Source organism: Algoriphagus lacus, assembly GCF_003583985.1.
In the GTDB taxonomy this organism is placed as follows: Bacteria; Bacteroidota; Bacteroidia; order Cytophagales; family Cyclobacteriaceae; genus Algoriphagus; species Algoriphagus lacus.
This window is the reverse complement of sequence record NZ_QXML01000004.1, coordinates 17,477-36,883: the sequence shown is the minus strand read 5'-3', so window position 1 is coordinate 36,883 and position 19,407 is coordinate 17,477. Positions and strand designations below refer to the sequence as shown.

At 41.4% G+C, this 19,407-nt stretch carries 20 protein-coding genes; 3 read left to right on the top strand and 17 right to left on the bottom strand.

Annotated features, from left to right (window positions below):
* Positions 1-41 precede the first annotated feature (41 nt).
* Genes D0X99_RS09105 through D0X99_RS09095 form a run of 3 tightly spaced genes read right to left on the bottom strand, consistent with a single transcriptional unit; the run spans position 42 to position 2,712 of the window.
* On the bottom strand, positions 42-764 hold the full coding sequence (locus D0X99_RS09105) for a LytR/AlgR family response regulator transcription factor (protein WP_119477390.1): 723 nt from the start codon (positions 762-764) through the stop codon (positions 42-44).
* A gap of 3 nt (positions 765-767) precedes the next feature.
* Positions 768-1,820: a sensor histidine kinase gene (locus tag D0X99_RS09100; protein WP_119477388.1), complete on the bottom strand. Its 1,053-nt coding sequence runs from the start codon at positions 1,818-1,820 to the stop codon at positions 768-770.
* Between the two features lie 28 nt (positions 1,821-1,848).
* On the bottom strand, positions 1,849-2,712 hold the full coding sequence (locus D0X99_RS09095; protein ID WP_119477386.1) for a TraB/GumN family protein: 864 nt from the start codon (positions 2,710-2,712) through the stop codon (positions 1,849-1,851).
* 240 nt (positions 2,713-2,952) lie between these two features.
* On the opposite strand from D0X99_RS09095, the gene D0X99_RS09090 reads away from it, so the two are divergent.
* Complete coding sequence (locus D0X99_RS09090) at positions 2,953-3,981, top strand: sugar phosphate isomerase/epimerase family protein (protein ID WP_119477384.1); 1,029 nt, start codon at positions 2,953-2,955, stop codon at positions 3,979-3,981.
* A 37-nt stretch (positions 3,982-4,018) separates the two neighbouring features.
* On the opposite strand, the gene D0X99_RS09085 is transcribed toward D0X99_RS09090, so the two are convergent.
* The 5 genes from D0X99_RS09085 to D0X99_RS09065 all read right to left on the bottom strand — a co-directional run bounded on the left by D0X99_RS09085 (position 4,019) and on the right by D0X99_RS09065 (position 8,117).
* Positions 4,019-4,438 (bottom strand): RrF2 family transcriptional regulator, encoded by a 420-nt coding sequence (locus D0X99_RS09085; protein ID WP_119477382.1) that lies wholly within the window; start codon positions 4,436-4,438, stop codon positions 4,019-4,021.
* 111 nt (positions 4,439-4,549) lie between these two features.
* Positions 4,550-5,428: a DUF1684 domain-containing protein gene (locus tag D0X99_RS09080; protein WP_119477380.1), complete on the bottom strand. Its 879-nt coding sequence runs from the start codon at positions 5,426-5,428 to the stop codon at positions 4,550-4,552.
* 72 nt (positions 5,429-5,500) lie between these two features.
* Complete coding sequence (chrA, locus tag D0X99_RS09075) at positions 5,501-6,826, bottom strand: chromate efflux transporter (protein ID WP_119477378.1); 1,326 nt, start codon at positions 6,824-6,826, stop codon at positions 5,501-5,503.
* The gene (locus tag D0X99_RS09070) at positions 6,813-7,190 is read right to left on the bottom strand and encodes a hypothetical protein (protein WP_119477376.1); all 378 of its coding nucleotides are present in this window, start codon (positions 7,188-7,190) and stop codon (positions 6,813-6,815) included. The genes chrA and D0X99_RS09070 overlap by 14 nt, the downstream gene beginning before the upstream one ends.
* 33 nt (positions 7,191-7,223) lie before the next feature.
* Positions 7,224-8,117, bottom strand: coding sequence for a chromate resistance protein ChrB domain-containing protein (locus D0X99_RS09065; RefSeq protein ID WP_119477374.1), 894 nt, complete (start codon positions 8,115-8,117; stop codon positions 7,224-7,226).
* Between the two features lie 189 nt (positions 8,118-8,306).
* On the opposite strand from D0X99_RS09065, the gene D0X99_RS09060 reads away from it, so the two are divergent.
* Positions 8,307-10,853 (top strand): TonB-dependent receptor, encoded by a 2,547-nt coding sequence (locus D0X99_RS09060; protein ID WP_119477373.1) that lies wholly within the window; start codon positions 8,307-8,309, stop codon positions 10,851-10,853.
* Positions 10,854-11,180: 327 nt separating this feature from the next.
* Here D0X99_RS09060 and D0X99_RS09050 read toward each other — a convergent pair whose 3' ends face one another.
* From D0X99_RS09050 to D0X99_RS09030, 6 genes are all read right to left on the bottom strand, one after another.
* Positions 11,181-12,053: a sulfite exporter TauE/SafE family protein gene (locus D0X99_RS09050; RefSeq protein WP_119477371.1), complete on the bottom strand. Its 873-nt coding sequence runs from the start codon at positions 12,051-12,053 to the stop codon at positions 11,181-11,183.
* Between the two features lie 305 nt (positions 12,054-12,358).
* Entirely contained in the window at positions 12,359-12,856 is a 498-nt protein-coding gene (locus tag D0X99_RS09045) for a hypothetical protein (RefSeq protein ID WP_119477370.1), read from the bottom strand.
* 219 nt (positions 12,857-13,075) lie between these two features.
* Entirely contained in the window at positions 13,076-14,485 is a 1,410-nt protein-coding gene (locus D0X99_RS09040; RefSeq protein ID WP_119477369.1) for a sigma-54-dependent transcriptional regulator, read from the bottom strand.
* A 12-nt stretch (positions 14,486-14,497) separates the two neighbouring features.
* Entirely contained in the window at positions 14,498-14,869 is a 372-nt protein-coding gene (locus D0X99_RS09035) for a response regulator (RefSeq protein WP_119477368.1), read from the bottom strand.
* Positions 14,870-15,113: 244 nt separating this feature from the next.
* A complete protein-coding gene (locus tag D0X99_RS20385; RefSeq protein WP_158587692.1) occupies positions 15,114-15,281 on the bottom strand; it encodes a hypothetical protein in 168 nt (55 codons plus the stop codon).
* 51 nt (positions 15,282-15,332) lie between these two features.
* Positions 15,333-15,485 carry a lmo0937 family membrane protein gene (locus tag D0X99_RS09030; protein WP_119477367.1) on the bottom strand — a complete coding sequence of 51 codons (153 nt, stop codon included), beginning with the start codon at positions 15,483-15,485 and terminating at the stop codon, positions 15,333-15,335.
* Positions 15,486-15,789: 304 nt separating this feature from the next.
* On the opposite strand from D0X99_RS09030, the gene D0X99_RS09025 reads away from it, so the two are divergent.
* The gene (locus D0X99_RS09025) at positions 15,790-17,223 is read left to right on the top strand and encodes an ATP-binding response regulator (RefSeq protein ID WP_119477366.1); all 1,434 of its coding nucleotides are present in this window, start codon (positions 15,790-15,792) and stop codon (positions 17,221-17,223) included.
* A gap of 14 nt (positions 17,224-17,237) precedes the next feature.
* Here D0X99_RS09025 and D0X99_RS09020 read toward each other — a convergent pair whose 3' ends face one another.
* The 3 genes from D0X99_RS09020 to D0X99_RS09010 all read right to left on the bottom strand — a co-directional run bounded on the left by D0X99_RS09020 (position 17,238) and on the right by D0X99_RS09010 (position 19,086).
* On the bottom strand, positions 17,238-18,392 hold the full coding sequence (locus D0X99_RS09020; RefSeq protein ID WP_119477365.1) for a methionine aminotransferase: 1,155 nt from the start codon (positions 18,390-18,392) through the stop codon (positions 17,238-17,240).
* 159 nt (positions 18,393-18,551) lie between these two features.
* Positions 18,552-18,794, bottom strand: coding sequence for a hypothetical protein (locus D0X99_RS09015; protein WP_119477364.1), 243 nt, complete (start codon positions 18,792-18,794; stop codon positions 18,552-18,554).
* A 133-nt stretch (positions 18,795-18,927) separates the two neighbouring features.
* Positions 18,928-19,086 (bottom strand): lmo0937 family membrane protein, encoded by a 159-nt coding sequence (locus tag D0X99_RS09010; RefSeq protein ID WP_119477363.1) that lies wholly within the window; start codon positions 19,084-19,086, stop codon positions 18,928-18,930.
* Positions 19,087-19,407: the final 321 nt, after the last annotated feature.

The following is a 19,407-nucleotide window of genomic DNA, read 5'->3' as shown; positions in this document are numbered from 1 at the left end:
CTTGGTCTTCTTTCTACTTTACGATCTCTATTTATCAAAATTTACACCCCCGTGATCTCCCTGAACTTCGCACTCTGTCGTTGACTTAGGTCGATTTTATGACCGGACTTCATCACGATCAATAAGGTGCTGTTGAAATAAGGTTCGATCTGATCGATGTAATCCAAATTGAACATGTACTGCCGGTTGGCTCTGAAAAAGAGTTCTTCCGGCAGTTTTTGTTCCAAGTAGGTCAAAGATTTATGCAATAATGGCTGATGGTTTTCATAATAAACCCTCACGTAATTCCCCATACTTTCCAGAAGATAAATCTTGGAAATTGGTACAAAATGGCACTTTTCACCATCCTTAATGAAGATTTTCTTATCGGCACTTAATCGACCTTCTGAAGTAGTTTCTTCAGCTGTCTGCACCTTGCTTCTGAATCGTTGAATTGCTTCGGTAAGTCGTTTGGGATTGAGCGGCTTGAGCAAATAATCCAGCGCATTTACTTCAAATGCTTTGATAGCAAACTGATCGTAGGCTGTCACAAAAATCACCTCTTTCACTTCTTCCAAAGCCTCCAGAAACTGAAACCCATCTTTTCCGGGCATGTTGATATCCAGAAAAATCAAATCGGGCCGCAGTTCATTACAATCGTTAATCGCCTGCTCCACCCGGTCCGAAAAGCCCACGATTTCCAAATCCTCATATGGCGCAAGCAATACTTTTAGCTCCTCCAGTGCAAGCAATTCATCATCAACCAAATAAACACGTCTTTTCATAATCTAAACAATGGGATAAGAGATTTTTGCAATTACCTGCGAATCTGAAGTAGTGTCCAAAACAAAACTTGCCTGATCTGAAAACAGTTTTTGAAGCCGTTTTTGGAGGTTATTCAAGCCGATTCCCAGATTGAAACTGTCCTTGAGCTGACCGGAATTTCGAACTTCAATCACGAGGAGTTTTCCTCTAAGCTTGCTTTCAATCTGGATTTGACCTCCATCAGGCAGTTGGTTGATCCCGTGTTTGATCGCGTTTTCAGCCAAAGTCAAAATCATCGCAGGAGGTACTTTCACCTCAAGTGTTTCTTCCTGAAGAGAGATCTTGACGTCCAACCTTTTTCCGAAACGGATTTGTTCAAGCTCCAGGTATTTGATTACTTCATTGATTTCCTCATTGAGGGCGATCAGTGGTGCCTTTTCATAATTCAGTGTAAATCGAAGCAACTCGGAAAGCTTGATAATGGCATCCCTGGCTTTTTCCCGATCGATCAATACCAGCGCTTTGATGCTGTTGAGGGCATTGAAAAGGAAATGCGGATTCAGCTGAGTCTTCAGCAACTCCAACTCGGCAGATTTTGCCAGATTCTCTAGTAGCAACTTTTGTTCAGTAATCTCCGAGTTCTTTTTGAGAATGTGATAGAGGTAATAAATAATGATCCAAACGATAACATACCGACCCAGATTCATGATCTGTCCAAAAAAGCCGATAATAACTTCTTGGGAAAAAATTGAATTGAAGTCGATAAAAACAAAAGGAAGGAAAAGCAGGAATACTAGCAAAATGGAAATCATTAGCACATCAAAAAATGCCCTAACCCAGATTCTTGAAAGCGTTTTGGAAAAGGTCTCCGGCTTAATGAAAAGCGTTTTGTAGGCATGTGAAACAAAAAGCCCAAGCACTGCATAAATGCAAAACTGTTGGAAGTATTCCCATTTGAATTCGCCAGAAATGAAAAATGTGTAATTAATCGTCTCAATGAAAATGATGGAACTCCAACCCAGAATCTGAAGAAACCAGTAAGCTTGAGATTTAGAAAGGGAAAAGCCTTTGTTCATGATTATGGGTACTAATTCCTTTTTGAAATTATTGGATCGGAAGTACCGTGTAGCCGGCCTTTTTCAGTAAGGCAATCACTCCAAATTCCCCACCCAAATGTCCAGCACCCACAGCCACAAAAACTGATTTGGATTGCATAGCTTCCTCGATTTTTGGAACCCAGGATTTGTTTCGATCATCCAGCATTAGCACTCGATAATCCGCTACCATCCCAGAAGAATTCATCACCTCATACATCGCATCTACATTTTCTGATTGGTAGGTCTCCATTAGCTTTTCCAAATCCTGCTTTGAAGAATCATCAGTCACCAACTTACCGAGTTCTTCCAACTGAATTTTCTGAGGGATTTGGTCAAAAATTCCTACTTGGAAATCGACAGTTTCCAGACCTGCAATCGGCTTTCCCGAGGCTGAAGCCCTCGTAGTAAAAAAGCCCTCATAGCTTTCCACTTCCGTACAAGGAAGGACTTTGAGCAATACCATGGAGCTCAAAACAAATGGTTTAAGAATCCCCAATTGGGCCAATCCGGCACCGTAGCTGTTGATCAGAAATTCATCCAACGCTTTTGCAGTAGATTCATCCAATTCACTTTGAAGGTTTTTCATGCCGGGATTTATGGAGACCTGCTGCATCTTGGCTGGAAGCTGTGGATCGCTCATATCCAGTTCCATGATCAGTTGCTCGGTTTGGTCAAAAGCAGATGTGATCCGCTCGTCCATCAAAAAATCCTCTTTGCAAATGATATGAATAGTCCCAAAAAGGTATGATTCCTTCTCCAGTCCATTTCCGCTGATTTTCCAAAGCAGCGAGCTTTCCTGTGCTGTCGAAGTTCCTGCCAAAATCAACAGGATCACTAAAAAGCAGGCTCTTCTTATTGTAGTCAAATTCATCGCTATAAAACTGTTGGTGAAGCAAAGTTGATTTAAAAATCCTGTGTTAATTCTGTAAATCCATCAATGCAGGAAAAAAGCATTAAATGAAGAAAGGGAGGTTTTTCGAATAAATCAATTCACTCAAATTCTATTTCTACCAAATAAACCGCCTTAATCCAACTTGTTTCAAAAAGAAATCAAAAGCATGAAAAAAAGCTTAATTTGATTTTCTAACTCTTCAAACCCAATTCAGCCCTCATGAAAAACCGTAGAGAATTTCTTCAAAAATCAGCACTGGGGATTGCCGGACTCGCTGTAGTGCCATCATGGCTCCAAGGTGCCCCTGCCCTGATCAAATCATACCATAAACCGGATTCGGAAATAAACGGCGTCAAAATCGGTTGCATCACGTATTCTTTCCGCTCGATGCCCGATCAGAGTGCCGAAGCTACCTTGAAATATGTAGTGGACAGCGGCTTGAGCTCTATCGAACTGATGGGTGATCCTGCTGAAAGCTTTGCAGGCATGCCAGTATCACCTGTCAATCGATCCCGAATGTTTCAATTGGGCGGAAAACAAAGACGTGGTGAAGCCTTGACTGAGGATGAAACCAAGGAATTGGCCGATATGCGAGCTCAGGCAGAAGCCCATAATAAAGTGGTGGCTGAATGGAGAGCCAAAGCCGACATGAAGAAGTTTGAGCAAGTAAGAAAGATGTACAAAGATGCCGGAGTGAGCATCTATGCCTTCAAACCCTCCGCTTTTGGAGTAAACAATTCGGATCTGGAAGTAGCCTATGGAATGAAAGCAGCCAAGGCTCTTGGAGCAAGCCACGTAACCTTGGAGCACCCTTCCAATGACGAACAGACTTTACGATTGGGCAAACTGGGAGAACAGCACAAAATGGGCGTCGGATATCACGGTCATGAGCAGGAGACCTTTACCTTTTGGGATACGGCACTTACACAAAGTTCAGCCAATGGGCTAAACCTCGATGCAGGCCATTACATCGCAGCGGGTCACACCGACTTAATGCAACTGATCGAAAAGCACCATTCCCGAATCTTCAGTATGCACACCAAAGACAGACAAACTCCTGCCAACGGCAAAGGAAACCTTGCCTGGGGAACCGGCAACACCCCAATCGGGGACATCCTGAAACTAATGCAAAAGAATAAGTACCAGTTTCCAGCCACGATTGAATTGGAATACCAAATTCCGGACGGATCAGATGCCGTCAAGGAAGTCCAGAAATGTGTGGAATTCTGCCGTAAGGCCCTAGCCTAAAAAAAAAAACCGAGCCTAAAAAGACTCGGTTTTTTTATTACTTCTCTTTTTTTTCAGCCAGCGTGGTAATCGGTCTTTCCAAAATAGGAACCATCTCCGATCTAACCTCAGCAAATAGCTTTCGGATTCTGCAGGTCTCCTCGTCCTCACACTCCACGCAAGCTTCATAAAACCGCTCAGAAATGCAGGGAATCAAGGCAATCGGACCGTCCATGGCACGCATTACTTGGGCTATACTGATCTGTGAAGGATCTTTGGCCAAGGCATATCCTCCCTCCGCACCTCGAATACTTTTTACCAAATGGTGGGTCTTCAAATCCCGAAGAATATTCTCCAAAAACTTATAGGGAATACGCTCACGCTCGGCAATAAGCTTGGCTGAAACGGGAATCAAATCAGGATGGTCCTGAAGGAAAAGTATGGTTTTGATAGCGTATTTGGCTCTTTTGGACAGCATAATTTGGAAACTGAGTTCCCAAAGTAACTAATTCTTGGTCCAAAGAAAAACATACTCAAGCCAGGCGGTAAGGTTAGGATTTTGTCTGGATTTCTGTTCCTATCAACTTTTTCAATGCTCAGTCAAAGGGTATTTTTCTCCCGCTCGAATAGCCATATCCAAGCGATTTTCTTTAGGAGGAATTGGACAGGTGGCGAAGGCTGTAAAGGCGCAGGGTGGATTGTAAGAGTAATTGAAATCAATCACGGTTTTTCCTGTTTTATCCGGATAACTCACATACAAATACCTTCCGCTGGGGTAAGATCCTGCTCCGTTTGTTTCATCAGAAAAAATAACGAATAATTTTCCCTGATCTTCCAAGGCAATTAATTCAATGGGGCTGCCCCCTACCTGCAATTTTATTATCCCCATCACTCTCCACTCGATCACTTGGCCCAGGACATTGGTAATGGAAATAAACTGATTGAAACGAGGTTCAAAAAAAGCATCCAATCTCCAAGCTGGATCATAATTATATGCAGGAATGGGTTCAAATTTGGTCAAAGCTGGATGCTCCAAATCCCTTAACCTGACTGCAAATCGGTCACCACGCTTGATCACCGACCATTTCCAACGGCCAAAATAAACTCCTCCCTGATTATAAGATTCTACCGGGAATTGAAGGGTGGTTCCTGAGCTCTGGGATTCTGACTTTTTGATCACTTTGGGATTAAATGAAAACCAAACTGAATCAGCCTGAATCCTGAAGGTTCCGATAGTCTTTTTTCCGGCTTCTGAGGAAATGATCAAACTGTCTTTCGAAAACTCATTTAAATGCACCTGTTCTTGGTCCATCCAAAGCAAACCAGCCAGATTTAGCCAGCCATTTTCACCCACTATTTCTTTTCTTCTGTCAACTTTCCACTGTTCGTGATCGAGATTTTGACCCAAGGCCAATACTGCATGGAGCAAGCAGAAAAGAAGAATGAAGGTATTTTTTATCAGTTTCATGAGATGTTATTCAATATAGGAAAATGAGAGAAGAGAAAATTCCTTGTTTTTCAAAACCAAGATGAAAAATCATTAACCAAGAAATAAATAACTCATCAGACCAAACAGCGCACTTGCTCCTATCCAAACTATCATATTGACCTTTAGTCGATAAAGCACTACAAATGAGATTAAAGTCCACCCAATTGCAAGGAAGTCTGGTTCTAACGTTTTTCCGATTGGAAAAAAAACACTTTTGCCCAGATAAATGGTCAGATTAAGCACCACTCCTACTACGGCTGCTGTCACAATGGCAAGCAAGGATTTTAGTTTCTTATTTTCCCGGGTCAACTCAATCCAGGGAGCACCAACGAGCACAAAAAGAAAACAAGGGAGAAAAGTAAAATAGGCAGTAGTCAGCAATCCCAGGCCACCCATCAGGAGGGATTGATCGAAGCTGTTGTAGCCTGCCATTAATCCCACAAATACCAAAACCATAATCAATGGACCGGGGGTGGTTTCGCCCAAGGCCAAACCGTCCAACATTTGAAAACTATCCAGCCAGTGGTATTTCTCCACACTGACCTGGGCTACATAGGGAAGAACGGCATAAGCCCCTCCAAAAGTGACCAAAGCTGCCTGCGTAAAAAACAGGCTCAGTGTTTTCCAGAATTCAAAGTTTTGGGAAAAGCCTAAAAACAACCCTATCGGAATGATCCACAGAATCAATCCGACAGCGATTTGTTGAGAGATTGTTTTCAAGGGTCCTCCGGGAGATTTCCTTGGGCTGAAGGAATTGATGAGGTAGGAATTTTCGAGATCAGTGTTCAGCGATTTGGATTTTTCCGAACCATTTTCCGGAATCCAACCCAGTTTTTGAAATAAAACCGACAGCACTACAGCGCCTAGAATGATCAGGGGGGATGAAATATTGAGGAAAAAAATCAAACCAAATGCAGCAATAGCCACTCCGTAATGAAAGTAAGAGAGCAAGGATTTTTTGCCGATTTTGATTAAGGCTACCAAGACTATGGCAATCACGGCCGGCTTTAATCCATCAAAAACCGATTCTACCCAAGGAATTTTTCCAAAGGAAACATAGACAATGCTTAAGGCAAGAAGTATCAATAAGGAAGGTAAAATGAACAGAATGCCAGCTATTAATCCCCCTTTAGTACCATGTAATAGCCATCCCAGATAAGTGGCTAATTGCTGGGCTTCAGGTCCAGGCAAGACCATGCAGTAATTCAGGGCATGAAGAAAGCGGGAATCGCTGATCCACTTTTTCTTTTCCACCAAGTACTCGTGCATGATGGCAATCTGACCGGCTGGCCCCCCAAAACTGATAAACCCAAGTTTCAACCAAAACCGGGTCGCTTCAGCCAAAGATGGGGCATCTAAATTCTTACTTCTTTCCATGGAATTTATACCCTATTCCAAATGACCCTAACCATTCATCTGTTCTATCAAAGTGGAAGAAAGACGAAAACAAAACAAAATTCTTGAAGTCAATCCTTGGCCCTACGGCAAGTCTAGCTCCTGATTTGCTGTCTCGCACAAAAAAAGAAGGATAAGCTCCCACTCCAAATTTAAAATCCGGGTTAATCCGCAACAGCAAATTTGGACCTCCCACATTGACTGAAAAGAAATTCTCGGCAAAGGTCATCCCCAGCATCCCTTCCAGGCCGATTTCCACTTTTGAATCTTCCTTTTCCTTCTCCTGCGCAAAACCCAAATAGATTATCCCAATTGCGAAAATGAATGTCACTACTATTTTTTTCATGGTTGAATTTTTCTTTTAGACCAAAAAAAAGCCTCAATTCAAAGCCATACTAGAAGGATTTTTACTTTTTGAACTGTCTTTACTTTTCCTGTATTTTTTTCGAAAAGCGGTAGGAGTAAGTCCTTTCACCTGCCTGAAAATCCGGGTAAAATGGCTTTGATCGGAAAATCCGGTTAAATAGGCAATTTCAGTCAGCGAATAATCTGTGTTTAGGATGAGTTCCTCCGAACGCTCGATCCGCCTGATTCGGACGTAATCTCCAAAATTCAATTCCTCAAAATGCTTGGAAAACTCCCTAGACAAGTAACTTGGGTTGATTTGAAGCAATTGAGCTGCCTGTTTCAGATCTAAGGAGAATTGGGAATCTAAGTGATCCTGGATCAACCCCTTCAATTCTTTTACCCACTTCGGCTGGGAATTCTTTTTGGATTTGCTTTCCGCTAATATTTTTTGGTAAACTTCATGAAGCTGCTTTTCGAATGGGCTATTTTCCAAATGCCTTGACTGGGAAAAGTGCTTAAGGAAAAAATATAATCCATCATAAATCTGGAAGCCGATCCTGAGCAATTCCTGGTCTTGAGTGATGGTATGTGACAATCCGGAAAAAATAGCAAAAAGGCCAGCCGCCTCGGGGGCCAATTCATGTCGGTCCGTATCCGCGCCGCGAACTATTAAAGCCAACTTCTTAAGGGCTGGATCTGTTAAATCATGTTTTTTTAGGACAAAATCAAAAGTGCATTCAGGTCCATAATGGCTGTACTCCACGTTGGGAATATCAAATGGAATAGCCTTAAACTCGGCTGCTTTTTCCAAGACTTTATCGAAAGGAACAAATAGAAATTCCGCATCTGAGTCGATGTAACGGTTGATAAGCCAAGGAGTGGCAATTCTGTCAATTTTCGGTTTTTCTCGGGTGATCCATTTCATAGGTGGTGGTTCTAATGAGAGATCTGGGTGGATTTCAATAGTTGATGTGTTGAGTGAGCAATTTTTTTTCAGTTTTTTTTTGGAAAAATTTTGGATTGAACAAATAAATATATCTTTGCCGATATTTCCTATCTATTCGATAGGAAATATAGTTTTTATAGAATTAAAATAAAACCTATTGTAGCACCAATGAAAAATTTTCTATCTACCGCAATTGCTTTAGTTCTTTTCCTGCAGCATGCCAGTGCACAAAATGAGATCAAAGGAAAAATAAAAGACAGTTCAGGAGAGCCTTTGATCGGATCAACAGTGTTGATAAAAGGAACTAATACTTATGCACTGAGCGATGAAAACGGGGAGTTTAAACTGACAAACCTAAAAGAATTCCCCTTGACCTTACAGGTCAATTTTGTCGGATTCAAAGAATTCCAATTGGAATTAAGCGCTCTTCCACAAGAAGTGCTGGATATCCAATTGGAAGATGACCTCCAGCTTGCCGAAGTCTTGATCACAGCCAGAAGGAGAACTGAGGAAGTGCAAAAAGTCCCGATACCCATTTCTGTGGTCGGAGGTCCCAAGATCGAAGAATCAGGTTCCTTCAATGTCAACCGGGTAAAGGAATTGGTGCCTACTGTTCAGCTTTATTCCTCAAACCCCAGGAATACCACTTTAAATATCCGAGGACTGGGCTCTACTTTTGGTTTGACCAATGATGGTATTGATCCCGGTGTCGGATTCTATGTGGATGGAGTATATTTTGCCAGACCTGCTGCTACTTCGCTGGATTTCATAGATATCGAACAGATCGAAGTCCTTCGAGGCCCACAGGGAACTCTATTCGGGAAAAACACCACTGCTGGTGCTTTCAATATTTCCACCCGACTACCGAGTTATACACCCGGTGGAACTGTTGAATTAAGCTATGGAAACTACGGCTTCATCCAGGCCAAAACTTCCATCACAGGCCCTCTTTCAAAAAACTTGGCAGCAAGAGTGTCGTTTTCCGGTACCCAGCGTGACGGAGTAATTGAAAATATTGTCACCGGAAAAAGCATCAACGATCTCAATAATCTTGGTTTTAGAGGACAGCTCTTGTTCAATCCTTCCAGCAAAGTGGAACTTGTGCTTGCCGGAGATGCCAGTTCCCAACGTCCTGATGGCTATGCCCAAGTGGTCGCCGGAGTGGTGGAAACTCAGCGTGCCCCCTATCGTAGATTTGAACAGATTATTGCCGATCTGAATTATGACCTTCCGACTCGAGATGCTTTCGACCGAATCGTGGATCACGATACCCCCTGGAGATCCAACAACGATTTGGGCGGGATCTCTCTCAATGCGGACATCCAGATTGGCGAGGGCACTTTGACCTCAACCACCGCCTGGAGATACTGGAATTGGGGGCCTTCCAATGACCGGGATTTTACCGGTTTGCCTGTTCTTTCACTTTCTCAAGCTCCTTCCCGTCACGATCAGTTTTCTCAAGAAATTCGGTATGCAGGGGATTTTTCCAAAAAGCTCAGCGGAGTATTTGGAGTGTTTTACCTCAGCCAAAACCTAAAAACCAGCCCCTACCATACTGAGGAATCCGGAGCTGCACAATGGAGATTTTCGCAAAGTTCCACCAGTCCGCTTTGGGCAACTCCAGGATTACTTGACGGCTATGGTATCCGAACCTATTCCACTTTGGAATCAGTCGGGGCTGCGGTATTTGGGCAATTGGATTGGGCTATCACTGAAAAACTCCATTTTCTTCCAGGCATCCGGTTCAACTATGATAAAAAGGACGTCGATTACAAGCGGGAAACTTACGGAGGATTACAAACTACCGATCCGGCACTATTGGCAATACAGCGTTCTGTGTATTCTCCACAAAGTTTCATAGCTAATGTGGAAGATCAGAATTGGTCCGGCCAGGCGACCTTGGCATATCAATTCAGTGAAAAGATCAACACGTTCGCAACAGTCTCCACCAGTTACAAGCCTGTTGGGATCAACTTGGGAGGACTCCCGACAGTGGCTGGTCAGCCCCTACTCGAGGTGGCAGAAGTGAAGCCAGAATATGTCAAGCATTTTGAATTGGGCATCAAAACCACTCCTACCAAGGGATCAACCTTGAATGTGGTTTTCCACAACACCAATATAGAGGATTACCAAACCTTGGTGCAGACTGCAGAAGTCGGAGTAAACAGAGGATTCCTGGCCAACGCGGATGAAGTTCGGGTAATCGGGGTGGAATTGGACGGAAATGTCCGCTTGACTCCAACGATCACCCTAAATGGAGCCCTTGCCTACACGGACGGCATCTATGTTTCATTCCCTAATGCACCGGTTCCCCTGGAAGAAACCGGGGGAGAATCGGCCTTCAAAGACATCTCAGGTGGAAGACTTCCAGGTATTTCCAAATGGGCAGGTTCGGTTGGTTCAGAATACGCAAAGCCTACCAAGTTCTTTGGGAATTCGGGAAGTTTCTTTGTTGCAGCGGATGCATTCTTCCGTTCCGAATTTTCATCCAGTCCCTCTCCTTCCAGATACCTGAATGTGGATGGCTATGCGCTGGTCAATGCCAGAGCTGGATTTCGGATGAGCAAAGGCTTCTCGGCATTCATTTGGTCTAGGAACTTACTGAATCAAAACTATTATGAGCAATTGCTTCCGGCAGCAGGGAATGCCGGACATTATGCAGCGGTATTGGGTGATCCAGCTACTTTTGGAGTGACGCTGAGATATGCCATCTGAAATTGAAACTGGGTTTATTGTCATTGGAAAAGACCGGGCTAATAAGTCCGGTTTTTTTAATGGAAGAGAACATTGGGATAATTATCGGTCAAAGCAATGATGTCCTAAAAATTGAATGTTTCTCCAAATCCAAGGGCCCAAATTCAAAAACTTCAACATCAGAAGACCCTTTTGAACTTCCCTATCAAAAGTCCCGAAAAAAGTAAAATCTTTAAATGAAAAAGTGAAGTGGGAATTTCTATTTAAACCAATTGATCAAGTTGATTTCTTTTGGAAAAGAAGCTTCCAAACGGATTCATTTGACTTAAAAATAGTAACAGCAGAAAATTAGATTGACAAATATAAATTTCTAAGGCTCAGCACTATAATCAGAACTCCAACAGCCACCATCAAATATTTCGGCTTAATCAACTTGCAGATATAAGCTGCAAATGGGGCTGCTACAATTCCTCCCAAAATCAGGCCCAGCACTGGAGCCAAGCTAAGTTCTTTTACAAAAAACAAGAAAGTCGAAGCACTGGCCAAAGAGACAAAAAACTCCACGAAGTTGCCTGTTCCGATAGCATACCGGGCAATCTTCCCCTTACTCAAAAGGGTACTATTCACAATCGGGCCCCAGCCTCCTCCCCCTACTGCATCAGCAAAGCCACCGGAAGTCGCCAATACTGGAAGGCTACGGCTTTCCCGATTGAATTTTTTTGGATGATGACTTTTTCTCGCTTTTCTGAGAATTACAATCCCCATTACCAGGAGGTAAACCGCAATGACCGGTTTGACCAAATTTCCGTCCACACTGGAAAGTAAAAAAGCGCCGATTACAGAACCGATTACCCCAGGAATTAACAGCTTTTTGGCAAGGCTCCAGTCTACATTTCCCATTTTCCAATGAGAAATCCCCGAAGCCAAGCTGGTAAACACCTGGGCAAAATGAACCCAAGCCGAAGCTGCTGCCGGAGGAATCCCAATTCCTAACAAAATTGAATTGCAGCTTACTCCATAAGCCATTCCTAGCGCTCCATCAATACTTTGAGCGATAAACCCCACCAAGAGAAACCATAGAAACATCTCCATGTCCAATTCCCAGCTTTTGATGGATTGGGTGAGTGTCTGCGTGACCATCAGGAAAAAAATCATAGCCGCAAAGGCAAAAAACATGGACCAAAATGGCTCTGTACGTAGGCGGATGATAAGTTTTTCCATGTAGGACTTCAAGTATTAATAGGTTTGAAGTCAAAATTAAGAACAATAATTATTATTCCTACCAATTAAATAGGTTTTATAGATTTAATTGATTTCCCGTACTCACATGTGCTGGTCAAATCTTTAAAACACCCACAGCTCAGTTAATTGCCCGCTTAAAAATGGCTCGGATTTAAGTTGGTCCTTGGTCCTGTTTCAAAATAAAAATAAGTGTCTGGCGAAACCTAGATCTTGGATTTTCCTCTTTTTCACTCCTAGGGAACACAATTTATCCGGCATTTTCCCCAGGATTTGAACTGAAAAAATCACATGAATAAGTACTTGGAATACATCGAAAACAACCAACGCCTATTCTCTAATTCTTGATAAAAGGTTTTTCCAACTAACCGGGACAACACCTTTTCACTCCTCGAATCTTCAATTAGAGTCAAACGGGTGATTTGAATTAAATTTCCCAACCCAGAAACTACATTAGAAACACGATCAGCATCGGTAAATACGCCCTCAACTAATTCATAATTTCTCGGATAATGTTCCGATGAAGATTTTTTAAAAGTTTGCATTTCCAAAGTCAAAACATGTTTTCCCATCCTTTCAATCTTCAAATCCATAAAAGCATTAAGCTCTTTGAACGATCTATGAAGATCAAAACAATCAGGTCCCTGAAAATTGTCACAACTGATTTTCACTTGCTCATTAAAGCTTCTGAGCTCAATAAACAACTGATCAATACTAGGGCGAGCTATTTCTTTTTCCGTTCCAGATTGGATTGTGTTAACAGTAGTCTCAAGGATTTGTATCATAAAAATCGATTTAGGTACACTCTAAACTTCCAATTATACTGCCACTTCAAAATGGTCTTCGTTTAAATAAAAATCCTTTAAAAAGAGGAACAAAACCATTGAATCAAGCTACTTATTCTTTAAAACCCAGCATCGCTGTAAAAAAACAGGTTTTTTTCAATTTTTAGATCTGGGATATTTTGCCTCAAAATGGGAACGGTTCTAAAACCAATTCCTTGATCAAAGGTCGTATTGCTTCATCTTGTTGAATAGTGTTTTTCGGTCAATTCCCAATTCCAATGCAGCTTTGGTTCGGTTGTATTTTACATCTTCCAGTACTTTTCTGAGAATTGTCGCTTCTGCACCGGCAGCAGCACTTTTCAATTTAGAATGTGGATCTTTTGCAGCTTCCTGATGTGGGGTATTTTCTTCTGCTTCCAGAAAATTTAACTTTTTGGAATAAACCAATTCAGGGGGCAAGCCAGATAAATTGATGGATTCTCCCTGGGACAAAAGACTCGCTCGGCGAATTACATTCCTCATTTCGCGGAGATTCCCTGGCCATTGGTAAGACCTAAAAACCTGCATGACATCGGCATCAAAACCCGTCATTTCCTTCTTCAATTCTTCATTGGACAATTCAAGAAAATAATTGGCAAAGGGTTCAATATCTTCTTTCCGATCGCGCAATGCCGGAACCGTAATACTGAATTCATTAAATCGAAAATATAGGTCTTCCCTGAATTTGCCTTCTTGAACGGATTTGCGCAGATCCTCATTGGAAGCTACAAGAATACGCACGTCTATTGATCGATCCTTGGTGCCACCAATTCTCCTAAGTCTTCTTTCCTGAACCAACCTTAGCAGTCCAACCTGGATTTCATAAGAAAGATTTGAAATTTCATCCAAAAAAATGGTGCCTCCGTCTGCCAATTCAAACTGTCCGGGTTTTTCCGAATGAGCACCGGTGAATGCCCCTTTTTCATGCCCCCAAAGTTCACTGCCAGCCAATTCCCGGGTTAATGCACCGCAATCAATTGCTATAAAGGGCTTGCCTGAACGATTGCTTTGCTGATGAATGATTTCAGCGATATTTTCTTTTCCAGCACCGCTTTCCCCGTAAATGATAACACTCATATTAGTGGGTGCTACGAGTTTTATTTCTTCATACAATTTTTTTGATTCCTTACTTATGCCCCGAAAATAGTTGGAAGAAGAATCGGCTTTATTTTTGGATCCTGAGGGTAGGACTTTCTCAACAATACCAGTTGTGGTGCTTTTTGGATCTCTTTTTACATTTAAAGCCCTGTCAATCAGCAATAAAATCTCATCTGGTATTAGGGGTTTTGTAATGTAATCTAGAGCTCCATTTTTGATCACTTCTACGGCAACTTTCACGTCAGCATAGCCGGTGATGATTACCAATTGGGTTTCTGGAGAAGACTCTTTCACTTTTTTCAATATATCTCTCCCATCCATTTCACGCAGCTTGAAATCGCAAAAAATCAGATCGAAATTGGTCTTTTTCAAATACTCCAATCCTGTTTTTCCAGAGATCGTAGTTTGAACCTGATGGCCTTTTTTGGTCAGGAATCGATCCAAAAGCTGACAAATGTCCAGATTATCATCAATTACCAGAATACTAGCCATTGTCTATTTTTTTTAAGTGAATGGAACAAATCGGGAATCCAATACTTGATCAAGCCTGATCAAACTAAATGGCTTGCTAAGAAAATCAATTGCCCCTGAGTCAAAAGCTTCAGTACGTTCTTCTAAATGGTCAAAGGCACTCATTACTATCACCTTGCAGGTTGCGCTGTAAGGTTTTAATTTTTGGAGTTCTATTAGTCCATTTCCATCTGGGAGGTTGATATCCAAGAATATCAAATCCGGGATGAGCGTTTCCATAATTTTCCTTTCTTCACTTAAAGACCCAGCCAAATACACTCGATATCCTTTTTTGCCCAAGTATCGAAAAAACAAATTTCTTATCTCCTGCTCATCATCAACAACCAAAATCACTTTTTCATTCATAATTGAAAATTGGGCATGAGTTGAATTGATCTCAACTCCCTCTTATGTTGGGAATGTACCCAATTTTAGAGTTTATATTTTCTGAAAGAAGTGTAATCTTAGACCAGACCTCTTTTTATTTAAAACCTAAGTCACAGTTTATTTAATATATCTGAAGTCAAGTCATCAAAAAAGTACCTATACCCCATTTCAAAGAAGAAAAGTGACTTTTAAGTTTTTCGAACTGTAAAACAAATTAAAAATACTATTTAATTTCTTTTAGGATTACTTCCGTTGTATTTCCTCTTTCGAGTTCATCATTTTTCCATAATTTAAAATTATTCCCTTTGGAATGGGGTTTTTTACGAGTAAAAAGCGCGATAATTTTTGAAATCAGGCTTTTTGATTTATAACCTTTTTCTTTCCTTTTCATTTGTTTATTGATTTCGGCTTTGGTATTCCCTAAAAACTGTTTTCAAAAAGTCTACAAAGACCTTCCACTAATTACTTTAAATAGTACTGCTATTATAGCTATTACCAGAAGAACGTGGATCAATCCAGTAGCACTATAAGCAAATACACCAATCAGCCATCCAATGACTAAAATTACAGCGATCACATACAAGAGAGAGTTCATTTGTTTGAAGTTTTGTTGAATAATTATTTATGAATTAATCCCAATCCCTGTGCCCCATTCCAATAAGTTTTGTAATAGGTCTCAAACCTGAAAAATCGAGTGTATAAGAATCAAAAGCGGCATTTTCACAGAATTCCATTTAAAAAATTGAGTAAATAATTCCCCAATTTGAGGCAATTGCATATACCAATTAATAAAGCGACCTTACATCTGGGCTTACTGTATATTTAATGACCATTTTTTTATAAAAAATGAGCAAAATAAAATTACTCTCGCCTAATCAATAGTTTACTATAAAGAAGTCATGTTAGAAAAAGAAGTCATTCGGATACTGTATGTAGACGATGATCAAGAAGATCAAAAGCTGGTATCGTCCATCCTGAAGACTGCCAAAAAAAATAAATACGTCTTAGAAACTGCACAAACCATTGACGAAGCACTTGTCAAACTGAAAGATTCTTACACCGTTTTTTTGGTTGGCTATAAGCCAGGAAAAGACGAAGCCCTCAATTTGATTAAAGAAATAAAAGCCTTGAGGAAGCATGCTCCTTTAATCATGCTTTCTGGGATGGACTCCGAAACAGTAGACAATGAAGTGCTAAACTTAGGGGTAGCTGACTTTTTGATTCGAGGGCAATTTGACGGAAATACTCTGGAAAGGCGACTTCAATTTGCAATCCGAGATGCCAAAATTTTGGAATCACTCGAGCAAACCAGTAAGAAATTTCGATCCATTTTTGAAAAAGCAGCAGATCCATTTTTATTGATGGATAGGAAAAGTAGAATCCTGGAAGCCAATCCCATGTTTATTTCAAAGTTTGGAATCGATCCGTACACAGCCACCCCTGAAAAAGAAACGCTGTTCATTGAGATGCTTTATGATTGCAAGGACAAGCTGCATTCAAATCTGGAAAACAATCTTGAATCCTTTGAAATTGAACCCAATATTGTCACCAAAGATGGCAATGTCATCAACACACAAATCAGTGTAATTCGACAGGAGGAAAACCAATATCAGGTACTGATTAAGGACCTCAGCTCCTTGAAAGCCCGAGAGGAAGAGGAATTGAACTTGAAAAAATTCTCCTCAACCGGAAGAATTGCAAGACTTCTAGCCCACGAAGTAAAAAATCCGCTAACAACCATTGTCCTTTCCGCAGACCAACTTCAATTGGAACTTTCCGAAGAGTCATTGAAGTCAAGTGGTGACCTGATCGAAATCATCCGAAGAAACTGTGACCGAATAAATCAACTTGTTTCCCAGCTTTTGGATAGTACCCGATTTTCAGAACTCAACATCCAAAATCACTTCATTGAAAATCTTTTGGACGAAGCCTTGGACCAGGTCAAGGATCGGATTGAGTTCCAGGGGATCACTATTGTCAAATCCTACAAAACGGAAAACCACAAACTCCCATTGGATGCTGAAAAAATCAAAATTGCCTTTATTAACCTCCTTGTAAATTCGATTGAAGCCATCAAAAAAGAAAACGGACAAATCTCCCTTAAAACAAGCTTGAGGGGAAATCAATGTCTGGTTGAGATTTGCGACAATGGAACTGGAATCGAAAAAGAAAACCTGGAGCGGATTTTTGAACCCTTTTTCACAGACAAAACAGGTGGATCCGGGTTAGGACTCACCAATACTCAAAATATTATTTTCAGTCATGGGGGTACTATCCGTGCCAAATCCGAACCTGGAAAGGGTACTTGTTTTGTAGTCAGGCTAAACCTCTAAAAAAGGTAACCAAGTCATAAAACCCGAGGGAGTTCCTTCAATCTCTCCAGAGCTTCGAGTAATTCCTGATCCGCTTTGGCGAAGCAGAATCGAATAATCTTATCATCCCTTTTGTCGGAATAAAAAACGGAAATCGGTATGCAGGCCACTTTCAGCTTTCGGGTCATCTTCTCCGCAAGCTCCTGATCAGAAATTTGGGATAAATGACCATAGCTCGCCAATTGAAAAAAACTCCCAGCACTAGGTGTGAATTTAAGTTGGGTTTCAGCCAAACCCTTTGCAAAAAGATCCCGCTTACTTTGGTAGAATTCAGGAATGGAAAGGTATCGAACTGGATCTTCCAAATATTCGGCAAGGGCATATTGGATTGGAGTCACCGTTGTAAACGTGAGGTATTGGTGAATTTTTCGGAACTCACTTGTCATATCAACCGGGGCAATACAATAGCCTATTTTCCAGCCGGTAACATGAAAAGTCTTCCCAAAGGAACCACATACAAAGGTCTTTTCTCTTAGTTCAGGATGCGACCCAAGGGAAATATGCTTCCTGCCGTCAAAGGTTATATGCTCATATACCTCATCGCTGATCACATAGATTTCCCTATCCCGGACTAGTTCAGCCAAATGATCCACATCTTCAGAAGACCAAACAAATCCACTGGGATTATGCGGAGAGTTGACCATAATCACCCGGGTTTTTGGAGAAATTGCAGCCTTAACTTTTTCCCAATCCACTGAAAAATCACCGGAATTCACGGAAACATAGATCGGAATCCCACCATTCAAAGTAATGGCTGGCTCATAACTGTCATAAGCTGGTTCAAGCACAATTACCTCATCACCTAACCTTACCACAGCAGCCACGGCCGCAAAAAGTGCCTCAGTCGCTCCGGATACGATTGTCACCTCCTTCTCAGGGTCAGGAAAATAACCCTGGGTCAATTGAGTCTTTTCTGCCAAGCGCTGACGAAGTCCCGGGATTCCTGCCATGGGAGGATATTGGTTGTATCCTTCCCGGATATATTTCCCTGCCAACTCGAGCAAAACCGGATCCGCTCCAAAACCCGGAAATCCCTGGGAAAGATTGATTGCGCCCTCTTCGGTCGCCATACGAGACATGATGGTGAATATGGTCGTTCCGATATGCGGGAGTTTGGAGGTAATGGACATTATTCAGATCGCTTTAAGTCTTTTTTGGTTTTACCTGACTCAATCTAGGAGAGTTTTTCAAAAGGAGAAAATGTATTTCAACCAATCCGGAAAATGTATCAAAAGGTCAAAAAAAAACCGCATTTCTGCGGTTTTCTTGAATCAGGAATCTGGTGAATCTTAATTCACTTGCTCTTTGACATTGTTGGCAATCGATTTTCCAGCCTCCAAATGCTCCTTACCTGCTGCTTTGATTTTCCTCCCTATTTCCTCACTTGATTTCTGAAGATCAGCAAGGAGCTTGGCTAACTTTTCCTTTTGAGGTCCGAATTTTTCACGGTTTTGATACAAATAGTACCCTGCAAAAATTCCGGAGACTAATCCTCCTAACCATAGTGTGGTTGTCAATTTTGAGTTTTTCATAGTTGTGTAGTGTTTAAGTGTTAATAAAATTTTAGAATGAAGTTTGAGTTGATCAGAATTGATAAACCTCGAGCAAATTTCCGGTCAAAACCGGGGATCATATTACCGCCTTGTTCAAAAGGCTCCAGTTTGGCTAGGCAGTCCTTCCTCCAATTATTCTCAACAAAATCGAAATAACTGCTAAGACAAGTAAGAGGTGGATAAGACCCGAAAGGCTGTAGACAAAAACGCCTATTAACCAACCAAGGATTAAAACCACCGCGATCAGATATAACAGGGAGCTCGTAAGCATTTGGTAAAGGTTAAAGATTCATTTCTTTGTCGAATGCAAGCCTCCTGCCTTTTTCCCGCAAAGCTTGAAAACAGCCTTCCCAACTACCAAATGCCCTTTTTTAGGGAATTAAGCCCCATTCAAAAACAAAATTTTTGAGGAAAAAACACCCAATCTGAGGAAATCAAGACCTAAATCCCTTAATGAAAAAAGACGATTTTTCTGATTATTGACCTTCAAGTCATTCAAAACAGGCCTTTTGTTTTGATATACCTAACTTGAATTTCATTTCGTAAATAAGACAATCAATGCCTTTAATTAGGCACTCTACATGCTCTTTGC